14 protein-coding genes and 1 riboswitch are annotated in these 19141 nt (G+C 66.0%); of the genes, 12 read left to right on the plus strand and 2 right to left on the minus strand.

Features of this window, described 5'->3' with window-relative positions:
* Nucleotides 1-142 precede the first annotated feature (142 nt).
* Nucleotides 143-215: riboswitch (S-adenosyl-L-homocysteine riboswitch) on the plus strand.
* Nucleotides 216-244: 29 nt separating this feature from the next.
* The 3 genes from ahcY to metF all read left to right on the plus strand — a co-directional run bounded on the left by ahcY (nucleotide 245) and on the right by metF (nucleotide 2948).
* On the plus strand, nucleotides 245-1657 hold the full coding sequence (ahcY, locus tag J3U95_RS26100; protein ID WP_208281483.1) for an adenosylhomocysteinase: 1413 nt from the start codon (nucleotides 245-247) through the stop codon (nucleotides 1655-1657).
* A 117-nt stretch (nucleotides 1658-1774) separates the two neighbouring features.
* Nucleotides 1775-2131, plus strand: a complete 357-nt coding sequence (locus J3U95_RS26105) for a phage holin family protein (protein WP_147935132.1) — start codon at nucleotides 1775-1777, stop codon at nucleotides 2129-2131.
* A complete protein-coding gene (metF, locus tag J3U95_RS26110; RefSeq protein WP_208281484.1) occupies nucleotides 2118-2948 on the plus strand; it encodes a methylenetetrahydrofolate reductase [NAD(P)H] in 831 nt (276 codons plus the stop codon). The genes J3U95_RS26105 and metF overlap by 14 nt, the downstream gene beginning before the upstream one ends.
* Nucleotides 2949-2978: 30 nt before the next feature.
* Here the strand turns inward: metF and J3U95_RS26115 are convergent, their stop codons facing one another.
* Nucleotides 2979-3587 carry a 5-formyltetrahydrofolate cyclo-ligase gene (locus J3U95_RS26115; RefSeq protein WP_208281485.1) on the minus strand — a complete coding sequence of 203 codons (609 nt, stop codon included), beginning with the start codon at nucleotides 3585-3587 and terminating at the stop codon, nucleotides 2979-2981.
* A 113-nt stretch (nucleotides 3588-3700) separates the two neighbouring features.
* Here J3U95_RS26115 and J3U95_RS26120 point away from each other — a divergent pair, with 113 nt between their 5' ends.
* The 6 genes from J3U95_RS26120 to J3U95_RS26145 all read left to right on the plus strand — a co-directional run bounded on the left by J3U95_RS26120 (nucleotide 3701) and on the right by J3U95_RS26145 (nucleotide 10918).
* Nucleotides 3701-5689, plus strand: a complete 1989-nt coding sequence (locus J3U95_RS26120) for a lytic transglycosylase domain-containing protein (protein ID WP_208281486.1) — start codon at nucleotides 3701-3703, stop codon at nucleotides 5687-5689.
* A 31-nt stretch (nucleotides 5690-5720) separates the two neighbouring features.
* Complete coding sequence (locus J3U95_RS26125) at nucleotides 5721-6674, plus strand: complex I NDUFA9 subunit family protein (protein ID WP_229520111.1); 954 nt, start codon at nucleotides 5721-5723, stop codon at nucleotides 6672-6674.
* Between the two features lie 16 nt (nucleotides 6675-6690).
* Nucleotides 6691-7410, plus strand: a complete 720-nt coding sequence (locus tag J3U95_RS26130) for a glutathione S-transferase family protein (RefSeq protein WP_208281488.1) — start codon at nucleotides 6691-6693, stop codon at nucleotides 7408-7410.
* Between the two features lie 2 nt (nucleotides 7411-7412).
* Entirely contained in the window at nucleotides 7413-8507 is a 1095-nt protein-coding gene (locus J3U95_RS26135) for a multifunctional CCA addition/repair protein (RefSeq protein WP_208281489.1), read from the plus strand.
* Between the two features lie 170 nt (nucleotides 8508-8677).
* Nucleotides 8678-10234: a diguanylate cyclase gene (locus J3U95_RS26140; protein WP_313166959.1), complete on the plus strand. Its 1557-nt coding sequence runs from the start codon at nucleotides 8678-8680 to the stop codon at nucleotides 10232-10234.
* A 33-nt stretch (nucleotides 10235-10267) separates the two neighbouring features.
* Nucleotides 10268-10918, plus strand: coding sequence for a GNAT family N-acetyltransferase (locus J3U95_RS26145; protein WP_208281491.1), 651 nt, complete (start codon nucleotides 10268-10270; stop codon nucleotides 10916-10918).
* Between the two features lie 40 nt (nucleotides 10919-10958).
* Here J3U95_RS26145 and J3U95_RS26150 read toward each other — a convergent pair whose 3' ends face one another.
* On the minus strand, nucleotides 10959-11468 hold the full coding sequence (locus J3U95_RS26150) for an Lrp/AsnC family transcriptional regulator (RefSeq protein WP_109345494.1): 510 nt from the start codon (nucleotides 11466-11468) through the stop codon (nucleotides 10959-10961).
* A 171-nt stretch (nucleotides 11469-11639) separates the two neighbouring features.
* Here J3U95_RS26150 and J3U95_RS26155 point away from each other — a divergent pair, with 171 nt between their 5' ends.
* From J3U95_RS26155 to J3U95_RS26165, 3 genes are all read left to right on the plus strand, one after another.
* Nucleotides 11640-15248, plus strand: a complete 3609-nt coding sequence (locus J3U95_RS26155; protein WP_229520110.1) for an indolepyruvate ferredoxin oxidoreductase family protein — start codon at nucleotides 11640-11642, stop codon at nucleotides 15246-15248.
* Between the two features lie 144 nt (nucleotides 15249-15392).
* Nucleotides 15393-17006 carry a S41 family peptidase gene (locus J3U95_RS26160; protein ID WP_208281492.1) on the plus strand — a complete coding sequence of 538 codons (1614 nt, stop codon included), beginning with the start codon at nucleotides 15393-15395 and terminating at the stop codon, nucleotides 17004-17006.
* A gap of 130 nt (nucleotides 17007-17136) precedes the next feature.
* Entirely contained in the window at nucleotides 17137-18897 is a 1761-nt protein-coding gene (locus J3U95_RS26165) for a M14 family metallopeptidase (RefSeq protein ID WP_208281493.1), read from the plus strand.
* The last annotated feature ends 244 nt before the right edge of the window (nucleotides 18898-19141 follow it).

The raw sequence follows: 19141 nt of genomic DNA on the forward strand, positions 1-19141 counted from the left end.
CCGCGGACTGACGGGGACGTCTGGTCTGCGGCGTGTACTTGGGTTCCCGCGCAGGCGGGAACAATGCCATTGGCCTTGTTCCCCCCAAGTCATTTGCACGCCAGCGAGGTATCCACGACTGGTCAGGCGTGCTAAACTACTCCGTTCCGAGGAGCGTTGCGACAGAGTCCCTCTCTGCCAGGCTCGGATATATCCAGCAACTGCGCTCACGTTACTTTTTTCTAAACATTGAAAGGAGGGCGTGATGAGCGCCGTACTCAAAGACTCCCAAGACTACATCGTCGCCGACATTTCCCTGGCTTCCTGGGGCGAGAAGGAAATCCGCATCGCCGAAACCGAGATGCCGGGCCTGATGGCGATCCGCGAAGAATACGCCGCCACCCAGCCGCTGAAGGGCGCGCGCATCGCCGGTTCGCTGCACATGACCATCCAGACCGCGGTCCTGATCCGCACCCTGGAAGCCCTGGGCGCCACCGTGCGCTGGGCATCGTGCAATATCTACTCGACGCAGGACCACGCCGCCGCGGCCATCGCCTCGGTCGGCACGCCGGTGTTCGCCATCAAGGGCGAGACCCTGGACGAGTACTGGGAATACACCCACCGCATCTTCGAATGGCCGGGCGACAACCACGCCAACATGATCCTGGACGACGGCGGCGATGCAACCCTGCTGCTGCACCTGGGCGTGCGCGCCGAGAAAGACATTTCCGTGCTGGACAAGCCAGGCTCGGAAGAAGAAATCTGCCTGTTCAACGCGATCAAGGGCCGCCTGGCGCGTGATCCGTCGTGGTACTCGAAGCGCCTGCCTGAAATCAAGGGCGTGACCGAAGAAACCACCACCGGCGTGCACCGCCTGTACCAGATGCACCAGGAAGGCAAGCTGGCCTTCCCGGCAATCAACGTCAACGATTCCGTCACCAAGTCGAAGTTCGACAACCTGTACGGCTGCCGCGAATCGCTGGTCGACGGCATCAAGCGCGCCACCGACGTGATGGTCGCTGGCAAGATCGCCGTCATCGCCGGCTATGGCGACGTCGGTAAAGGTTCGGCCCAGGCCATGCGCGCGCTGTCGGCGCAGGTGTGGGTCACCGAGATCGATCCGATCTGCGCACTGCAGGCGGCAATGGAAGGCTACCGCGTCGTGACCATGGACTATGCCGCCGAACACGGCGACATCTTCGTCACCTGCACCGGCAACTACCACGTCATCACCGAGCAGCACATGCTCAAGATGAAGGACCAGGCGATCGTCTGCAATATCGGTCACTTCGACAATGAAATCGAAGTCGCCGCGCTCAAGAAATACGAGTGGGAAAACATCAAGCCGCAAGTCGACCACGTCATCTTCCCTGATGGCAAGCGCATCATCCTGCTGGCCGAAGGCCGCCTGGTGAACCTGGGTTGCGGCACCGGCCACCCATCGTACGTGATGAGCTCGTCGTTCGCGAACCAGACCATCGCCCAGATCGAGCTGTTCATGAACACCGCGCAGTATCCGGTGGGCGTGTACACGCTGCCGAAGAAGCTGGACGAAAAAGTGGCGCGCCTGCAGCTCAAGAAGCTCAACGCCCAGCTGACCACGCTGACCGAAGAGCAGGCGAACTACATCTCGGTGAGCCAGGAAGGCCCGTACAAGCCGGAACACTACCGTTATTGATCGGTAGCGGCTTGTAGTCATGTGAAACGTCCTTCGGGACGTTTCGCTTATCTAAACACCGTGCGCCGCATTCTCCTTGATGCGTGCGGCGTACGCGCACCACGAAAGTCTGTACCGATGCGCTTGCTGATTACCTGGCTGATCAATGCCGCGGCCCTGATGGCCCTGCCTTACCTGATGCACTCCGTCGAAGTTTCCAGTATCGGCACCGCCCTGATCGCGGCGCTGGTACTCGGACTGGTCAATACCCTGATCCGTCCGGTGCTGGTGATCCTCACTTTGCCAGTCACCCTGGTCTCGATGGGCCTGTTTATCCTGGTCATCAACGCCTTGCTGTTCTGGCTGGTGTCGAATGTGGTCGGCGGCTTCGAGGTGGCGGGTTTCTGGTCGGCCTTCCTGGCAGCCATCCTGTACAGCATCATTTCGTGGGCGCTCTCTACCTTGCTTCTTTCCGACAAAGATGGAAACTCCTGATTTCAGTATCGAGTTCTTCCCGCCCAAGACGCCGGAAGGCGCCGAAAAGCTGCGCATCGCGCGCGCGAAGCTGGCCGACCTCAATCCGAAGTATTTTTCGGTGACCTTTGGCGCCGGCGGCAGCACCCAGCAGGGCACGCTGGCGACGGTGCGCGAGATCCAGGCCGCCGGCCACGAGGCCGCGCCGCACCTGTCGTGCATCGGCGCCACCCGCGAGTCGATCCGCGACGTCCTCAAGCAATACCAGGACAGCGGCATCCGGCGCGTGGTGGCCTTGCGCGGCGACTTGCCGAGCGGCTATGGCGGCGCGGGCGAGCTGCGCTATGCCAGCGAGCTGGTGGAATTCATCCGCCAGGAAACCGGCGACTGGTTCCACATCGAGGTCGCGGCCTATCCCGAGATGCACCCGCAGGCGCGTTCGCCGCAGGACGATTTGCAGGCCTTCGCGCGCAAGGTGCAGGCCGGGGCGAATGCCGCCATCACCCAGTATTTCTACAATGCCGATGCGTATTTCCAGTTCGTCGACAATGTGCGCAAGCTGGGTGTCGACGTGCCGGTCGTGGCCGGCATCATGCCGATCACGAACTATATGCAGCTGATGCGTTTCTCGGATATGTGCGGCGCCGAGATCCCGCGCTGGGTGCGCCTCAAGCTGGCCAGCTTCGGCGACGACAGCGCCTCGATCAAGGCTTTCGGGCTGGACGTCGTGACGGGGCTGTGCGAACGCCTGCTGGCGGGCGGCGCGCCGGGCCTGCATTTCTACAGCATGAACCAGGCGGCGCCGACCACGGCGATCTGGCAGCGCCTGCGGGCCTGATCCAGTGACGGTCGGGCCCAGGCCCGGCCGTCATTCCTCGGTGATCACACTATCGAGGGGGACGTCGTGTGCGTCGCCCGCGAAATCCACCTGCTGGCACGCATACGCAATTCCCACCGTACATGGCCTTGGCGCCGGCGCCAGGGTCCGGTCATAAAACCCACCCCCATACCCCACGCGATATCCCTGGGCATTGAACCCAAGGCAGGGCACCAGCAAGGCCGGCGGCCGCGCCACCATTCGCAGTTCGGCCGGCACCGCCACGCCCAGCCGGTCCGTCACCGTCGGCTCCCCCGGTATCCATTCGGCAAATCCCAGCGGCGCATCGCGTTCCACCACCACCGGCAATGCCAGCCGTACGCCTGCCTGAGCCAATTCCGCGTAGGCTGGACGCAGGTCCGGTTCGCCCGCGAGCGGCCAATACACGCCCAGCGATTCGTGAGGATGCGCTTGCCACCAGGCGAGCACCCGCGCGCCGATGCGGTCGTCCCAGGCATGCTTGGTGGCCGGATCGATCGCGCGCCGCAGCGCCTTGAGCGTGTTGCGCAACAGCGCCTTGTCCTGTTGCTGGGCCAGTTTGCTCGCTGCCGCGTCTGGTGGTGCCCCATTGGCGCGTGGTATTCTTTGATCGCCGGTCATGGTTTCAATGCAGCGTAATGTGAGAGTTGTGGATGTTTCAATCGAAATTGTCAGCCGGCTTGTGGCCGGCCGCTATTGCCCTTGTTCTGTCCTGCGCACTGCCTGCAGGTGTGATGGCCCAGGAAGACCCCGATGCACCCGCGCCCGACGTGGCGCTGCCGCCCATACCGGCCGGTGCGCCGTCCGTTCCCGGCGCCGGCACGGTGGGTGTTCCCGCTGCCGGCGGGCCGACCCTGGTGGCCGACAACCGCGCCGATGACGACAATTTCCTGCTATTGCGGGCAGCGGCGCGCGAGAACGACGGCGCGCGCGTCAATGCGATCGCCTCGCGCCTGCCGTCGAATTACTCGCTGGCATCCTATGTCGACTATTATCGTCTGAAACCCCGCCTGCGCGATGCCATCCAGGATGAGGTGCTGCAGGTGCTGCGCCGCCACGAAGGCACGGCCGTGGCCGAGCAGCTGCGCGCCGAGTGGCTGATGGAGCTGGGCAAGCGGCGCGAATGGAATACCTTCGAGCGCGAAGCCGGCCCGCTGGCACAGTCCGGCAGCCTGCAGGTCCGCTGCTACGCCTTGCTGGCGCGCGCCGAACGCGGCGAACGGGTGGCCGACGAAGCGCGCGCGCTGCTGAAAACGCCGGCCGGCTATGGCGACGCCTGCAGCGGCCTGATCGCGCAACTGGCGGGCAACGGCCAGTTCACCCAGGCCGACCTGCTGTGGCAGCTGCGCATTGCCGGCCTGGACAATACCACCGGGCCCGCGCGGCGCGTTGCCGTGCTGCTCGGCCTGCCCGAAACGCGCGCCGCCCAGGCGGTCGACATGCCGGCGGTGGCGCTGGCGCGCGGCGTCGGCAAGACCCGCGCCGAACGCGAACTGTACCTGGTGGCGGTCGGCCGCATGGCGCGCACCACGCTCAAGATCGCCGTCGCGAGCCTGGAAAAGAACGGGCCGCAACTGTCCAGCGAAGAACGCGCCATCGGCTGGGCCAGCGTGGCGCTGGCGGCCTCGATCGCGCTGGCGCCCGAAGCGCACGGCTACTGGACCCGCGCGAAGGGCGCGACGCTCACCGAATTCCAGATGCAGTGGAAGACCCGCATGGCGCTGCGCCGCGGCGACTGGAAGGAAGTGCGCGCCACCATCGAGGCGATGCCGCCGAACCTGCGCGCGGACACGACCTGGATCTACTGGCTGGGCCGCGCCCTGCAGGCCGAAGGCCGCACGCAAGAGGCGCGCGCACTGTGGCAGGGCATCGCCGCCCAGACCACCTTCTATACCCAGCTGGCGTATGAAGAGCTGGGCAACCAGATCGTCGCGCCGCCGCCGGTCGCGCCGATCACGGCGACGGAACTGTCGCAGGCAAGCAATAATCCGAGCCTGCAGCGGGCCCTGAAGTTCTACCGTTTGAGCCTGCGCGCGGAAGGCAACCGCGAATGGAACTGGGGCTTGCGGGGGCTGTCTGAACGTCAGCTGCTGGCCGCCGCCGAGCTGGCGCGCCGCAACGAGCACCTCGACCGCATGGTCGAGACCTCGCTGCGCACGCGCACCGAGCTAAGTTACGACCAGCGCTTCCCGGCGCCCCATCTCGAGGTCCTCAAGCCCACCGCCCAGGGCCTGAGCCTCGATAAGGCCTGGGTGTATGGCCTCATCCGGCAAGAGTCGCGCTTCATCCGTGACGCCCGTTCCGGCGTCGGCGCCTCGGGCCTGATGCAGGTGATGCCCGCCACCGGCAAGTGGGTGGCGGCCAAGATTGGCCTGGATAACTTTGTGCACACCATGCTCAACGACCTGCATACGAATATCACGCTCGGCGCCAACTACATGAATATGGTGCTCGAGAACTTCGAAGGCTCGCAGGTGCTGGCCACGGCCGCCTACAACGCCGGCCCGGGCCGTTCCCGCACCTGGCGTGGCCGGCTCGACGCGCCGATGGAAGGCGCGATCTTCGTCGAGACCATTCCCTTCACCGAGACGCGCGGCTATGTGCGCAACGTCATGGCCAATGCCACCAACTATGCCTCGATCTTCGAGGGCAAGCCGCAATCGCTGAAGGCGCGCCTGGGCACGGTCAGCCCGCGCCCTGGCAGTGCTTCGGTGCTGGACTGAGCAGGGGAGTAGAAGCGTGAGCGCGCGGCCACTGAACGTGGTGCTGATCGGCGGCACCGGCTTCATCGGCCAGCACCTGGCCGCGCGGCTGTCCGACGACGGCGTGGGCGTGCTGGCCTTGGCGCGCCACTACGAAAGCGCGAAACAATTGACCATGCTGCCGGGCGTGGATGTGGACGTGGCCAATGTCCACGACGACGCCGTGCTGCGCAAGCTGCTGGCCGGGCGCGACGCCGTGATCAACCTGGTCGGCGTGCTGCACGGCGGCCATGGCCGGCCCTATGGCGAGGGCTTCCGCCACCTGCACGTTGAGCTGCCGCGCCGCATCGCCGCCGCCTGCGCCGACGTGGGCGTGCCGCGCTACCTGCACATGAGCGCGCTCGGCGCCGGCGCTTCCAGTCCCTCGATGTACGGCCGCTCCAAGGCCGACGGCGAGCTGGCCGCGCGCAGCCAGCCGGCGGTCGCGGCCACGGTCTTGCGTCCCTCGGTGGTGTTCGGCCCCGGCGACCACTTCCTGACCATGTTCGCGCGCCTGCAGCGCCACCTGCCGCTGCTGCCGCTGGCGTCCAGCCGCGCGCGCTTCCAGCCGGTGTACGTGGGCGACGTCGCCGCCGCCTTTTCCATCGCCCTGGCCCGGCCAGACCTGCGCGACGCCACGATCGAGCTGGGCGGCCCGACCGTGTACACCCTCGGCGAGCTGGTGCGGCTGGCCGGCCGCTTCGCCGGCCGCGAGCGCCCGGTGCTGGGCTTGCCCGACTGGGCGGCGCGCCTGCAGGCGCGGCTGTTCGAGCTGTTGCCGGGCGATCCCCTCGTCAGCCGCGACAACCTCGATTCGATGCTGGTCGATAATGTCGTGGCCGCCGACACCCATGCCTTGACAGCCGAGTCGCTGGGGATCAAGCTCACGTCGATCGAGTCGGCCGCGCCGCACTACCTCAACCGGCACGACCGCCTCGACGCCTATCGCACCCACGCCGGACGCTGAAAAACCAACGACCAATATGCAGACCATCGAACGCGACCCCATCCTTGCACGCACGCTCAACGCGACCCGTAACCCCGGATTGACCCTGATCATCGGCAACAAGAACGTCTCATCGTGGTCGATGCGGCCCTGGGTCGCGGCAGTCGCCTTCGGCATTCCGTTCACCGAAGTAAAAGTCCTGCTCGACCAGCCCGATACCGCCAACCAGATCGCACGCTATTCGCACGCGGGCCGGGTGCCGGTCCTGATGTCGGGCGACATGACGGTCTGGGACAGCCTGGCCATCGTCGAATACCTGGCCGAGCAGTTCCCCGATAAGCATATGTGGCCGCAGGACGTGGCCGCGCGCGCGCTGGCGCGTTCGATCGTGGCCGAGATGCATTCCGGCTTCGGCGAGCTGCGCACCCATATGTCGATGAACATCCAGGCGCACCTGCCCGGCCGCGGACGCACGCCCGGCGTCCAGGCCGACATCGGCCGCATCTGCGAGATCTGGGAAGACTGCCTGTCGCGCTTCGGCCACCATCAATACCTGTTCGGCGAGTTCTCGATCGCCGACGCCTTCTATGCGCCGGTGGTGACCCGTTTCAAGACCTATGGCGTGGCGCTGGCCCCGGCATTGCAGGCCTATTGCGACCGCGTGCTGGCCCACCCGGCGGTAGCGCGCTGGGTCAGGGAAGCCATGGCCGAGACCGACCCGACCCCGCTGCACGACGCCGATTTGCCGGACGAATGACGATGCGCAGCTATGTCGTGGGCGGCGCCGTGCGCGACGCCCTGCTGGGCCTGCCCGTGAAGGACCATGACCACGTGGTGGTCGGCGCCACCCCCGAACAGATGATCGAGGCGGGCTTTCGCGCCGTCGGCAAGGATTTTCCGGTCTTCCTGCATCCGCACACGCACGAGGAATACGCGCTGGCGCGCACCGAGCGCAAGACCGCGCCGGGCTACCACGGCTTCGTATTCCACGCCGCCCCCGACGTCACCCTGGAACAAGACCTGGTGCGGCGCGACCTGACCATCAACGCCATGGCGCAGGCCGAGGACGGCAGCATCGTCGACCCGCACAATGGCCGGCAAGACCTGCAGGCGCGCCTGTTCCGCCACGTGTCCGACGCCTTCGCCGAAGACCCGGTGCGGATCCTGCGCATCGCCCGCTTCGCCGCGCGGCTGCCCGACTTCACGGTGGCGATTGAGACCAATGCCCTGATGCGCCGCATGGTCGACGAAGGCGAGGTCGACGCCCTGGTGCCCGAGCGCGTCTGGCAGGAGCTGGCGCGCGGCCTGATGGAGGGCCGGCCGTCGCGCATGCTCGCCGTGCTGCGCGACTGCGGCGCGCTGGCGCGCATCCTGCCCGAACTGGACGCGTTGTGGAGCGAAGCCCTGCTGCGCACGATCGACCACGCCGCGGCGCTGGACCACCAGCTGGAGGTGCGCTTCGCCGTGCTGATGCGCACCCTGGCAGCCGTCGAACCGATCCAGGCCGTCTGCAAGCGCCTCAAGGTGCCCAACGAGTGCCGCGACCTGGCCGTGATGACGGCGCGCGAGCAGGACGGGATCAGGCGCGCCCTGGACTTGTCCGCCGAGGCCGTCGTCACGCTGTTCGAGCGCAGCGACGCCTTCCGTAAACCGGAGCGCTTCGCCCAGATGCTGCTGGCGGCCGCCTGCGGGGAAGGGGAGTGGCCGCAGGGACCGCATTTGTCGCGCGCCCTGGCGGCGGCGCGCGCCGTCGACGCGGGCGCGGTCGCCGCACGCCATGCCGAGAACAAAAGCGAGATCCCGGGCGCCGTGCACCGGGCACGGGTCGAGGCCGTCACCGAGGTGTTGCACTAAGCCAACTAAACCGACGTGTATTGACGTTTTCTGTTACATGTCGTTACACGGTGCGTGCAGTGCGGGCGATCGTTTTGCTATCCTTCAGTAACTGTAAATTGTTGCGTTGGAGAAAAACGATGTTCACCTTGCTGGCACGGCGTGTTGCAAGTTGGTGCCGGCGCCGTCGTGTGCTTCTGGCAAGCCTGGCGGTCATCTTCATGAGCGCGGTGCTGGTGTTTCTCTATGTCCGCACCGACGCGGTGGACCCGGAAATCCGCAACAGTGTCATGCTCAACCTGCGCGAGCTGGAAAAGCTCGACGCCGAATGGGACGCCAACATCCTGCGCGCCCATACCGGACGCGCCTCCACGCCGCTCGACCTCAGCTCGCAACTGCCGCGCATGCATGACCTGATGGCGCGTTTGGGCGACACCCTGCCGCTCACCGGCGATAGCGCCGCCCAGGCCGCCTTTTCCCAGTTGCAGGAAGCGCTGCAAAGCAAGGAGCAACTGGTCGCCCAGTTCACAAAGCATAATCCGCCGCTGCGGGCGGCGCTGCTGCACATGCCGCCGGCCGTAGCCGACCTCAAGACCGAGATTTCGGGAATCGAAGGCGCGCTGGCGCCGGGCCGCATCGTGGTGCGGCTCGACACCACCCTGAATGCGCTGCTGACCGAGACCCTGCGCTACAACATCGCGCCGAGCCCGGCGCTGGCGGCGCGCATCGACGAAATCCTGGGCGACGTCGCGGCCCAGCAGATCGCGTTCTCGCCGGCCGTGAACGACAAGATGGATGCCGTGATCGCCAGCTGCCGCGTGATCCTGGAAAAACGTCCGCTGGAAAACCTGCTCGAAGCGCAGATCGCCGCCGCCGGCAGCGACGTGGCGCTGGATCGCCTGGAGCGCGAGTTCGAGCGCTCCTTCGACGCCGTGCTGCTGGAGCGCCAGCGCTTTCGCGGCTACCTGTTCGCCTACAGCGCCGTGCTGATGGTGCTGCTGGTGTACGCCGGCGCGCGGCTGCGCCGCAGCTACCGCATCATCGGCGTCGTCAACCGCCGCCTGCAGTCGGCCAACGAGACGCTGGAACAGCGCGTGGCCGAGCGCACCGCCGAGCTGGAGGCGCAATCGCGCCAGCTCGAGCGCCTGGCCCAGCATGACAGCCTGACCGGCCTGATCAACTATCGCCAGCTGACCCGCCTGCTGGAGCGGGCGCTGGCGCGCGCCGACCGCCGCGACAGCGTGGTGGTGCTGATGTTCATTGACCTGGACGGTTTCAAGGCGGTCAACGATACCTGGGGCCATGCGGCCGGCGACCTGGTGCTGCAGATGGTCGCGCGCCGGGTGCAGGCCAGGCTGCGCGCCGAGGATGCGCTGGCGCGCCTGGGCGGCGACGAATTCGTGATCCTGCTCGAAGACGTGGCCTCGGAAGCCGGCGCGCTGCGCGTGGCGCGCCTGGCGCTGCAGGAAATCGAATCGATCGCCGAGGCCGACGGCCACGCGGTGACGATCTCGGCCAGCATCGGCATCGCCAGCGCGCGCGGCCAGGCAGGCGCCGCGCGCGGGCAGGAAGCGCTGCTGGCGGACGCCGACAAGGCCATGTACGCGGCCAAGCAGGCCGGGAAGGGCCGTTTCGTGGTCAGTCCGCAATCGCAATGGCTGGGCCAGGATCATCCATCGGTGCTGGCGCTGGACGGCGCCACGGGCGACAATACGGATCGCGCCGCCAATGCCGATCCGATCGGCTAGAATCCGAATGTTGCAGTACGTGAAGGTATCGAGATGCTGGACAATCCCTTACGCCGCTGGATCCAGGGCCTGAGAGGCAAGAAGGGCCAGCCGCCGGTGCTGGTCAAGGAACTGGGTGAACGCGACCGCCGCCGCGTGCTGCGCCATCTGCTGGCGCTGGACAGCGAAGACCGCCTGCTGCGCTTCGGCAGCATGATCCCGGACGAACAGATCACGGCCTACGTCGAGAAGATCGATTTCTCGCGCGACATCGTGTTCGGCGTGCTCAACAATGTGTTCCAGCTGGTCGGGATGGGCCACCTGGCCTTCGCCTCGGCCGACGGGCGCAAGTCGACGACCAAGGAGCAGGTGGCCGAGTTCGGTGTCTCGGTGTCGAAGTCGGCGCGCGGCCAGGGTGTGGGCACGCGCCTGTTCCAGCGCGCGGCGACCCATTGCCGCAACTCCGACGTCGACACGCTCTACATGCAATGCCTGACCTCGAACCAGACCATGATGCACATCGCCAAGAAGGCCGGCATGCGCATCAAGCGCGAGTACGGCGAGGCCGACGCCCACCTCGAACTGCCGCCGCCCAGCCCGGGCAGCGTGATGGCCGAGGCGCTGGAAGAGCAGTTCGCGGCGATCGATTACACGGTCAAGGCCAATACCCGGGCGGCGGTGAAGTTTTTCACGCCGAAAAAATAGTAAGGCAGCTTGGGTCCCCGCCTACGCGGGGATGACGTGGTCACACCAACGGCATCGCCGTGGTTTCCTTGATACGCTGCAGCGCAAAGCTCGACTTCACGTCCAGCACCGCCGGATGCTTGAGCAGGGTGCCCATCATGAAGCGCGAGAAATGGTCCATGTCTTCGACGTGCACGCGCAGCAGGAAATCCATGTCGCCGGTCATCGCATAGCAGGCCACGACCTCGGGCCAGGTTCCCACCGACACCGCGAAATCGTTGCGCGGCGACGTTGCCGGCAAGCCCGGCTGGCGGGTGGCGCTGGCCACCTCGCTGTGCTTTTCCAGCCGCACATTCACGTATGCCAACAGCCCAAGCCCGATCTTGTCCGGGTCGAGCAGCGCCACGTACTGGCGGATGACGCCTGCTTCTTCCAGGCGCTTGATGCGGCGCAGGCAGGGCGAGGGCGAGAGGCTTACCCTTTCGGCCACGTCCTGGTTCGACAGCCGGCCATCGCTTTGCAAGATCTCCAGGATCTTGCGGTCTGTTTTATCCAGCTCAATCTTTGACATACCCACCCCAATCAGACTTTTGTATGGCAATTTTATTGCGCAATTCAAGAAGACGGGGGAATTGTTTGGAATTTAATGCTTGGGGGGCAGGACTATACTGGCTCACATACGGCAGACGAGATGCAGGAAATGCGCCGCTGCGGTATCCGCCATGAGAATCTTGGAGACACCATGAACGCACCCACGGACCGCGCCCATCTGGCGCCGCTGGAGCCATCCCCGCCCGCGCCTTCGCAGCCCGATCAGCCCGGTAAGCCCGCACAACCGCAACACGACATCACGCTCGACGACAAATGGACGCTCGAGCGCGGCCGCGCCTTCATGACCGGCACCCAGGCCCTGATCCGCCTGCCGATGCTGCAGCGCGAGCGCGACCTGAAGGCCGGCCTGAACACCGCCGGCTACATCACCGGCTACCGCGGCTCGCCGGTCACCGCCGTCGACCAGACCGCGATGAAGGCGAAGAAGCACCTCGACGCCCACCACGTCAAATTCCATCCCGGCATGAACGAAGACCTCGCGGCCACGGCCGTCTGGGGCACCCAGCAGACCAACCTCTACAAGGACGCGAAGTACGACGGCGTGTTCGCCATGTGGTACGGCAAGGGCCCGGGCGTGGACCGCTGCGGCGACGTGTTCAAGCACGGCAACAACGCCGGCTCCTCCCAGCATGGCGGCGTGCTGGTGCTGGCCGGCGACGACCATGCGGCCAAATCGTCTTCCACCGCGCACCAGTCCGACCACATCCTGACCCACTGCGGCATCCCGGTGCTGTACCCGTCCTCGGTCCAGGAATACCTCGATTTCGGCCTGCACGCCTGGGCCATGAGCCGCTACACCGGCCTGTGGGTGTCGATGAAGTGCGTGACCGACATCATCGAATCGGGCGCCGTGGTCGACCTCGACCCGGACCGCGTGCAGATCGTCACTCCGACCGACTTCCAGCTGCCGCCGGATGGCCTGAACATCCGCTGGCCGGATGCCGTGCTGGACCAGGAAGTGCGGATGAGCAACCACAAATGGTATGCCGCGCTGGCCTATGCGCGCGCCAATAAACTCAACCGCATCGTCTGGGACAGCCCGCAGCCGAAGATCGGCATCATCACCGCCGGCAAGAGCTACCTCGACACGCGCCAGGCGCTGGCCGACCTCGGCATCGACGAGCAGGCCGCGCGCGACATCGGCCTGCGCCTGTACAAGGTCGGCATGACCTGGCCGCTCGAGGCCGAAGGCGTGCACGAGTTCGCGCGCGGCCTCGACGAGATCCTGGTGGTCGAAGAAAAGCGCCAGGTGATGGAATACGCGCTCAAGGAAGAGCTGTACAACCTGCCGGACGGCGAGCGTCCGCGCGTGGTCGGCAAGTTCGACGATACCGGCGAATGGAGCAACAAGAACCGCATGGGCCACGGCGACTGGCTGCTGCCGGCGACCTATGAGCTCAATCCGGCCCAGATCGCGCGCGCCATCGCCTCGCGCATCTCGCACTACTGCGCCGGCCACCCAGTGGCCGAGCGGGTCAAGGAACGCATCGCCTTCCTGGAAGCGAAGGAGCTGGTGCTCAAGAACATTCCGGCGAAACCGAATCCGCAGACCGACCGCATTCCCTACTTCTGCTCGGGTTGCCCGCACAATAGCTCGACCAAGGTGCCGGAAGGCTCGCGCGCCATGGCCGGCATCGGCTGCCATTACATGGTGCTGTGGATGGACCGCGAAACGTCGACTTTTACGCATATGGGCGCGGAAGGCACGACCTGGATCGGCCAGTCGCCGTTCACCGACGAGAAACACGTGTTCGTGAACCTGGGCGACGGTACCTATTTCCACTCGGGCATCCTGGCGATCCGTGCCGCGGTGGCGGCCAAGGTCAACATCACCTACAAGATTCTCTACAACGACGCGGTCGCGATGACGGGCGGCCAGAACGTCGACGGCCCGCTGGACCCGGGCATGATCAGCCGCCAGATCGCGGCCGAGGGCGTCAAGCCGATCATCGTCGTCACCGACGAACCCGATAAATACCCGAGCGACTATGCCTGGGCGCCGGGCACCACGGTGCGCCACCGCTCCGAGCTGATGGACGTGCAGCGCGAGCTGCGCGAAATGCCGGGCGTGTCGGCCGTGATCTACGACCAGACCTGCGCGTCCGAGAAGCGCCGCCGCCGCAAGAAAGGGGAGTTCCCCGACCCGGCCAAGCGCGTCGTGATCAACGAAGCCGTGTGCGAAGGCTGCGGCGACTGCTCGGTGCAGTCGAACTGCCTGTCGGTCGAGCCGCTGGAAACCGAGCTGGGCCGCAAGCGCCAGATCAACCAGTCCTCGTGCAACAAGGATTACTCGTGCGTGTCGGGCTTCTGCCCGAGCTTCGTCACCGTCGAAGGCGGTGGCCTGAAGAAACCCAAGAAAGCAACGACGTCCGAGGCTGCGCCGCCAAGCTTGCCGATGCCGGCCATCCCGTCGGTCGAGACGCCGTATGGCATCCTGGTTGCCGGCGTCGGCGGCACCGGCGTGGTGACCGTCGGCCAGATCCTGGCCGTGGCGGCCCACGTCGAAGGCAAGGGCGCCATCGTGCTCGACCAGAGCGGCCTGGCCCAGAAGGGCGGCCCGGTGATGTCGCACGTGCGCCTGGCCGAACGCCAGGCCGATCTGCACTCGACCCGCGTCGGCACCGGCAGCGCTGACCTGGTGATCGGCTGCGACCAGATCGTCACCGCCAGCCGCGACGCCCTGAGCCGCATGGGCGAGGGCCGTACCTGGGCCGCGGTCAACGCCAGCGGCGCCACCACCGCTGCCTTCGTCAAGAACCCTGACTGGCAATTCCCGGCCGAGGGTTCGCGCGGCGCCATCCAGCAGGCCTGCGGCAAGGACAACGTCGACTTCATCGACGCCGGCCAGATTGCCACCGCGCTGCTGGGCGATGCGATCGCCACCAATATGTTCATGCTCGGCTATGCCTTCCAGAAGGGCCATGTGCCGCTGCAGGAAGATTCGCTGCTCAAGGCAATCGAACTCAACGGCGTGTCGGTCGCCTTCAACAAGGCCGCCTTCAACTGGGGCCGCAGCGCCGCGCACGACCTGGCCGCGGTGAGCCGCGCCGCCTTGCCGTCGAAGGTGGTCGAGTTCAAGCGCATCCAGACCCTGGACGACGTCGTCAGCCGCCGCATCGAGCTGCTCACCGCTTACCAGGACGCGGCCTATGCCGGCCAGTACAAGGCTTTCGTCGACCAGGTGCGCGCGCAGGAAGAAAAGCTCGGCAAGGGCACGCGCCTGACCGAAGCGGTGGCGCGCTACTTTTATAAGCTGATGGCCTACAAGGACGAGTACGAGGTCGCGCGCCTGCATACCGATCCGGCCTTCCGCGACAAGATCGGCGCCATGTTCGAAGGCGACACCAAGCTGAAGTTCCACCTGGCGCCGCCATTGATGGCCAGGCACGACAAGGAAGGCCGCGCCATCAAGCGCGAGTACGGCCCGTGGATGATGAGCGCCTTCGGCGTGCTGGCGAAGTTCAAGGGCTTGCGCGGCACCGCCTTCGACGTGTTCGGCTACACGGCCGAGCGCAAGATGGAGCGCGCCCTGGTCAAGCAATACCGCGAGACGGTGACGGCGCTGCTGCCGAAGCTGTCGGTGGACAACCTGGCGCAGGCGGTGGCGATCGCCAGCATCCCGGAAGACATCCGCGGCTACGGTCACGTGAAGGAGCGGCACCTGAAGGCGGCCAAGCAGAAAGAGGCGACGCTGGTGGCGGCGTTTCATGCGCCGGGTGCGGCGCCAAGGGCGGCTTGATCCGTGAACGCGTGGACGAGGAAACCGTCCACGCGTTCCAAGCGGCGTCAACGATTGTTCGCTTGATATCACTCGTTGTCCGCTAGCCTCAACCGTTACAGTTGGTTGTATTCGGCCCGAATATCGGCGTCTATAATCGGACGCATGAGCACGCCATCTACCTTCCGCAAGACCTCTCCTCTGCGTTTGATTTCCAGCACGCTCGCCGCTCTGCTCGTCCTCGCCGGTTGCGGCGGTGGCGGCGGTTCGCCGAGCGTCGGCGCGCCTCCGCCGGTGGCGCAAAATCCGGCGCCGACACCGACGCCGGTCCCGCCACCGCCGGTCGCCACCCAGCCGACGCCGGAAGACCTGGACCCGAACCTGCTGGGCGACGCCTACGGCAGCTACTGGAACAAGTGCGCCGTCCCGCGCGCGGGCCTGGATGCGAGCGGCAAGCCGTATCCGGACGTGCAGGGCACCCTGCTCGACGAACTGAAATTCCTGCGTGCCTGGGCCAACCAGTACTACCTCTGGTACAACGAGATCCCGAACACCTACAAGATGGCCGATTTCACGAGCGCGCTCGACTACTTCGAGGTGCTCAAGACGCCGGCCCTGACCGCCAGCGGCCAGCCGAAGGACCGTTATCACTTCACCTATCCGACCGCCGAGTGGGACGCAATGCAGACCCAGGGCATCGACCTGGGCTATGGCATCACCTGGAGCCGCAACGCCGACGGCCTGGCGCCGCGCACCTGGCTGGTCACCGCGGTCGAGCCGGGTTCGCCCGCCGCCACCGCCGGCCTGCTGCGCGGCGACATGCTGCTGAAGGTCGATGGCGTCGACTTCGTCAATGCCGACGACGAAGCCTCGGTCGACCGGATCAATGCCGGCCTGTTTCCCGCCACGGCCGGCGCCACCCACGTGTTCACGCTACGGCGCGGCGGCGTGGCTCTTGACGCGACGCTGGCCGGGGCCGAGGTGGTGCTGGCGCCGGTGAAGAACGTCAAGGTGATCGAGACCGCCAGCGGCAAGGTCGGCTATCTGACCTTCGACAGCTTCAACGCCGTGTCCGAGAAACAGCTGTACGACGCCTTCGTTACCTTCCAGCAGGCCGGCGTCAACGACCTGGTGCTCGACGTGCGCTACAACGGCGGCGGCCTGCTGTACGTCGCCAGCCAGCTGGCCTATATGATCGCCGGCCCGGCGTCGACGAGCGGCAAGGTGTTCGAGCGGTCCCGCTACAACGACAAGACGCCTGCTTACCAGCCGATCATGTTCCGCTCGACCGCCTGGGGCTTCGCCTCGAACAACCCGCTGCGCACCGGCACGCCGCTGCCGAACCTGGGCCTGAAGCGTGTGACCGTGCTCAGTACCGAGGGCACCTGCTCGGCCAGCGAATCGGTGATCAACGGCCTTCGCGGCGCCGACATCGAAGTGATCCAGATCGGCGGCACCACCTGCGGCAAGCCCTATGGCTTCACGCCGGTGCCGAACTGCGGCACGACCTATTTCTCGATCGAGTTCGAGGGCGTGAACCACAAGGGCTTCGGCGACTTCACCGACGGCTTCACGCCCACCTGCCAGGCGAGCGACGACCTGTCGCGGCCGGTGGGCGACCAGAACGAAGGCTTGCTGGCGACGGCCCTGGCCTATCGCGCCAATAACGCTTGTCCTGCGTCGACCACGGCGCGAGCGCGCGTGGTGCCGATGCGGATCGTACGGCCGGAGGTCAAGGAGATCTCGATCCACACCACGCCGGGCGCGCCGCCGCGCTGAGCGAAAGGCCTGTATTGACGGGCGGATGGCGCCGCACGCCGTCCGCCCATCGTGTTTCCAACGTTGAACTGTTGCGCTAAGAACACGTCTATAATCGTCGGCTTCTTTCTGTCCTTGCCGGAGCTTTTCGATGATCCGTTCTGCGTTACTGCTGGCCCTGTTATCGGCTATCCCTCTTTCCCACGCCGCTCCCGACCTGACCACCGTGTCGGAACGCTCGGGCTTCACCGCCACCGGCCGCTACGACGAGACGATCGCGCTGTGCGCGGCATTCCAGCAAGCGTATCCGAAGCAGGTGCAGTGCATCGACTTCGGCGTCACGCCGGAAGGCCGTCCGATGAAGGCGCTGGTGGTGAACGGCAAGGGCGTGTTCACGCCGCAGGCGGCGAAGCAGGCGGGCCTGCCCGTGACCCTGATGCAGGGCGGCATCCATGCCGGCGAAATCGACGGCAAGGACGCCGGCTTCCTGGCGCTGCGCGAGCTGCTTGAAGGCCGCGCGGCCAAGGGCGCGCTCGACAAGCAGGTGTTCATCTTCGTCCCGGTGTTCAACGTCGACGGCCACGAGCGCTTCGGCAAGTGGAACCGCCCGAACCAGCGCGGCCCGGTCGAGATGGGCTGGCGCACCACCGCCCAGAACTACAACCTGAACCGCGACTACCTGAAGGCCGACGCGCCCGAAATGCAGGCCATGCTGGCGCTGGTGAACGCCTGGGATCCGCTGGTCTACGTCGACCTGCACGCGACCAATGGCGCCAAGTTCCAGCACGATATTTCGATCCAGGTCGAGCCGGTGTATTCGGGCGACCCGGAATTCCGCAAGGCCGGCCTGGCGCTGCGCACCAATGTGATCAAGGACATCGCCAAGGAAGGCTCGACGCCGCAGTCCTATTACATGTCCTTCGTGAAGCATGACGATCCGATGTCGGGCTTCATGGACGGCGTGTCCGATCCCCGCTTCTCGACCGGCTACTTCCAGCTGCGCAACCGCATGGCGATGCTGGTCGAAACCCACTCGTGGAAGGAATATCCGGTGCGCGTGCGCATCACCCGCAACACCGTGGTGTCGGTGCTCGACCAGGTGGCGAAGAACGGCAAGCAATGGCAGCAGGCCGCGTACGCGGCCGATGCGCGCGCCGCCAAGCTGGGCAACCAGCCGGTGGCGCTGTCGTACAAGGCCTCCGACAAGAAGGAGATGGTCGAGTTCAACGGCTACGCCTACACCCGCACGCCGTCGGAAGTCTCGGGCGCCCTGATGACGCGCTACGACGAAACCCGCCCGCAGGTATGGCGCGTGCCGCTGTGGCAGGACATCGTGGCCGACTTCCAGATCACCGCGCCGCGCGCCGGCTACATCGTCCCCGCCGCCTATGCCGCGATCGTGGGTGAGAAGCTGCGCCAGCACGGCGTCGAGTTCCGCAAGCTGGACAAGACGGTCGAGCGCTATGAAGCCGAGACCTTCCGCGCCGACAAGGCAACACTGGCCGCCGCTTCGGTCGAAGGCCACCAGCGCCTGACGGTGGAAGGCAAGTGGAAGCCCGAGCAGCGCCCGGTCGCGGCGGGTTCGCTGTTCGTGCCGATCGCGCAGCCGAAGGCGCGCCTGGTGGTGGCGATGCTGGAGCCGCAGGCGCCGGATTCGCTGCTGGCCTGGGGCACGTTCAACACTGCCTTCGAGCGCAAGGAATACATGGAAGACTACGTGGCCGAGGAAGTCGCGCGCGAGCAGATGGCGGCCGACCCAAGCGTGGCCAAGGCCTTCCAGGAGCGCCTGGACAGCGATCCGGCCTTCGCCAGGAACCCGCAGGCGCGCCTGGAATTCTTCGCCAAGCGCCACTCCTCGTATGACGAGCGCCTGAACCTGTATCCGGTGCTGCGCGCGAACGTCGCTCCCTGACGTCTCATTCGCGGTCAGGCGCCGTCTCCCTCGAGGCGCCGACCGCCGCCTTCCCTGAGTGCGCGCTGTAGCAGTGACGCCGGCAAGTTCGTCAACTAACATCGGGGTCAGGTCTGACATTCCCCCTGTGTCACGCTAGTTGTCACCTTAATTTTTAGGAGACAACATGAGTAAAGTGTATTCTGCAGCCTTCATCGAGCAAGCCTTGGTGAAGGTTTATTCCCGCGGCAAACGGACCATTCAA

Source organism: Massilia oculi (assembly GCF_017582745.1).
Taxonomy (GTDB): Bacteria; Pseudomonadota; Gammaproteobacteria; order Burkholderiales; family Burkholderiaceae_D; genus Telluria; species Telluria oculi_A.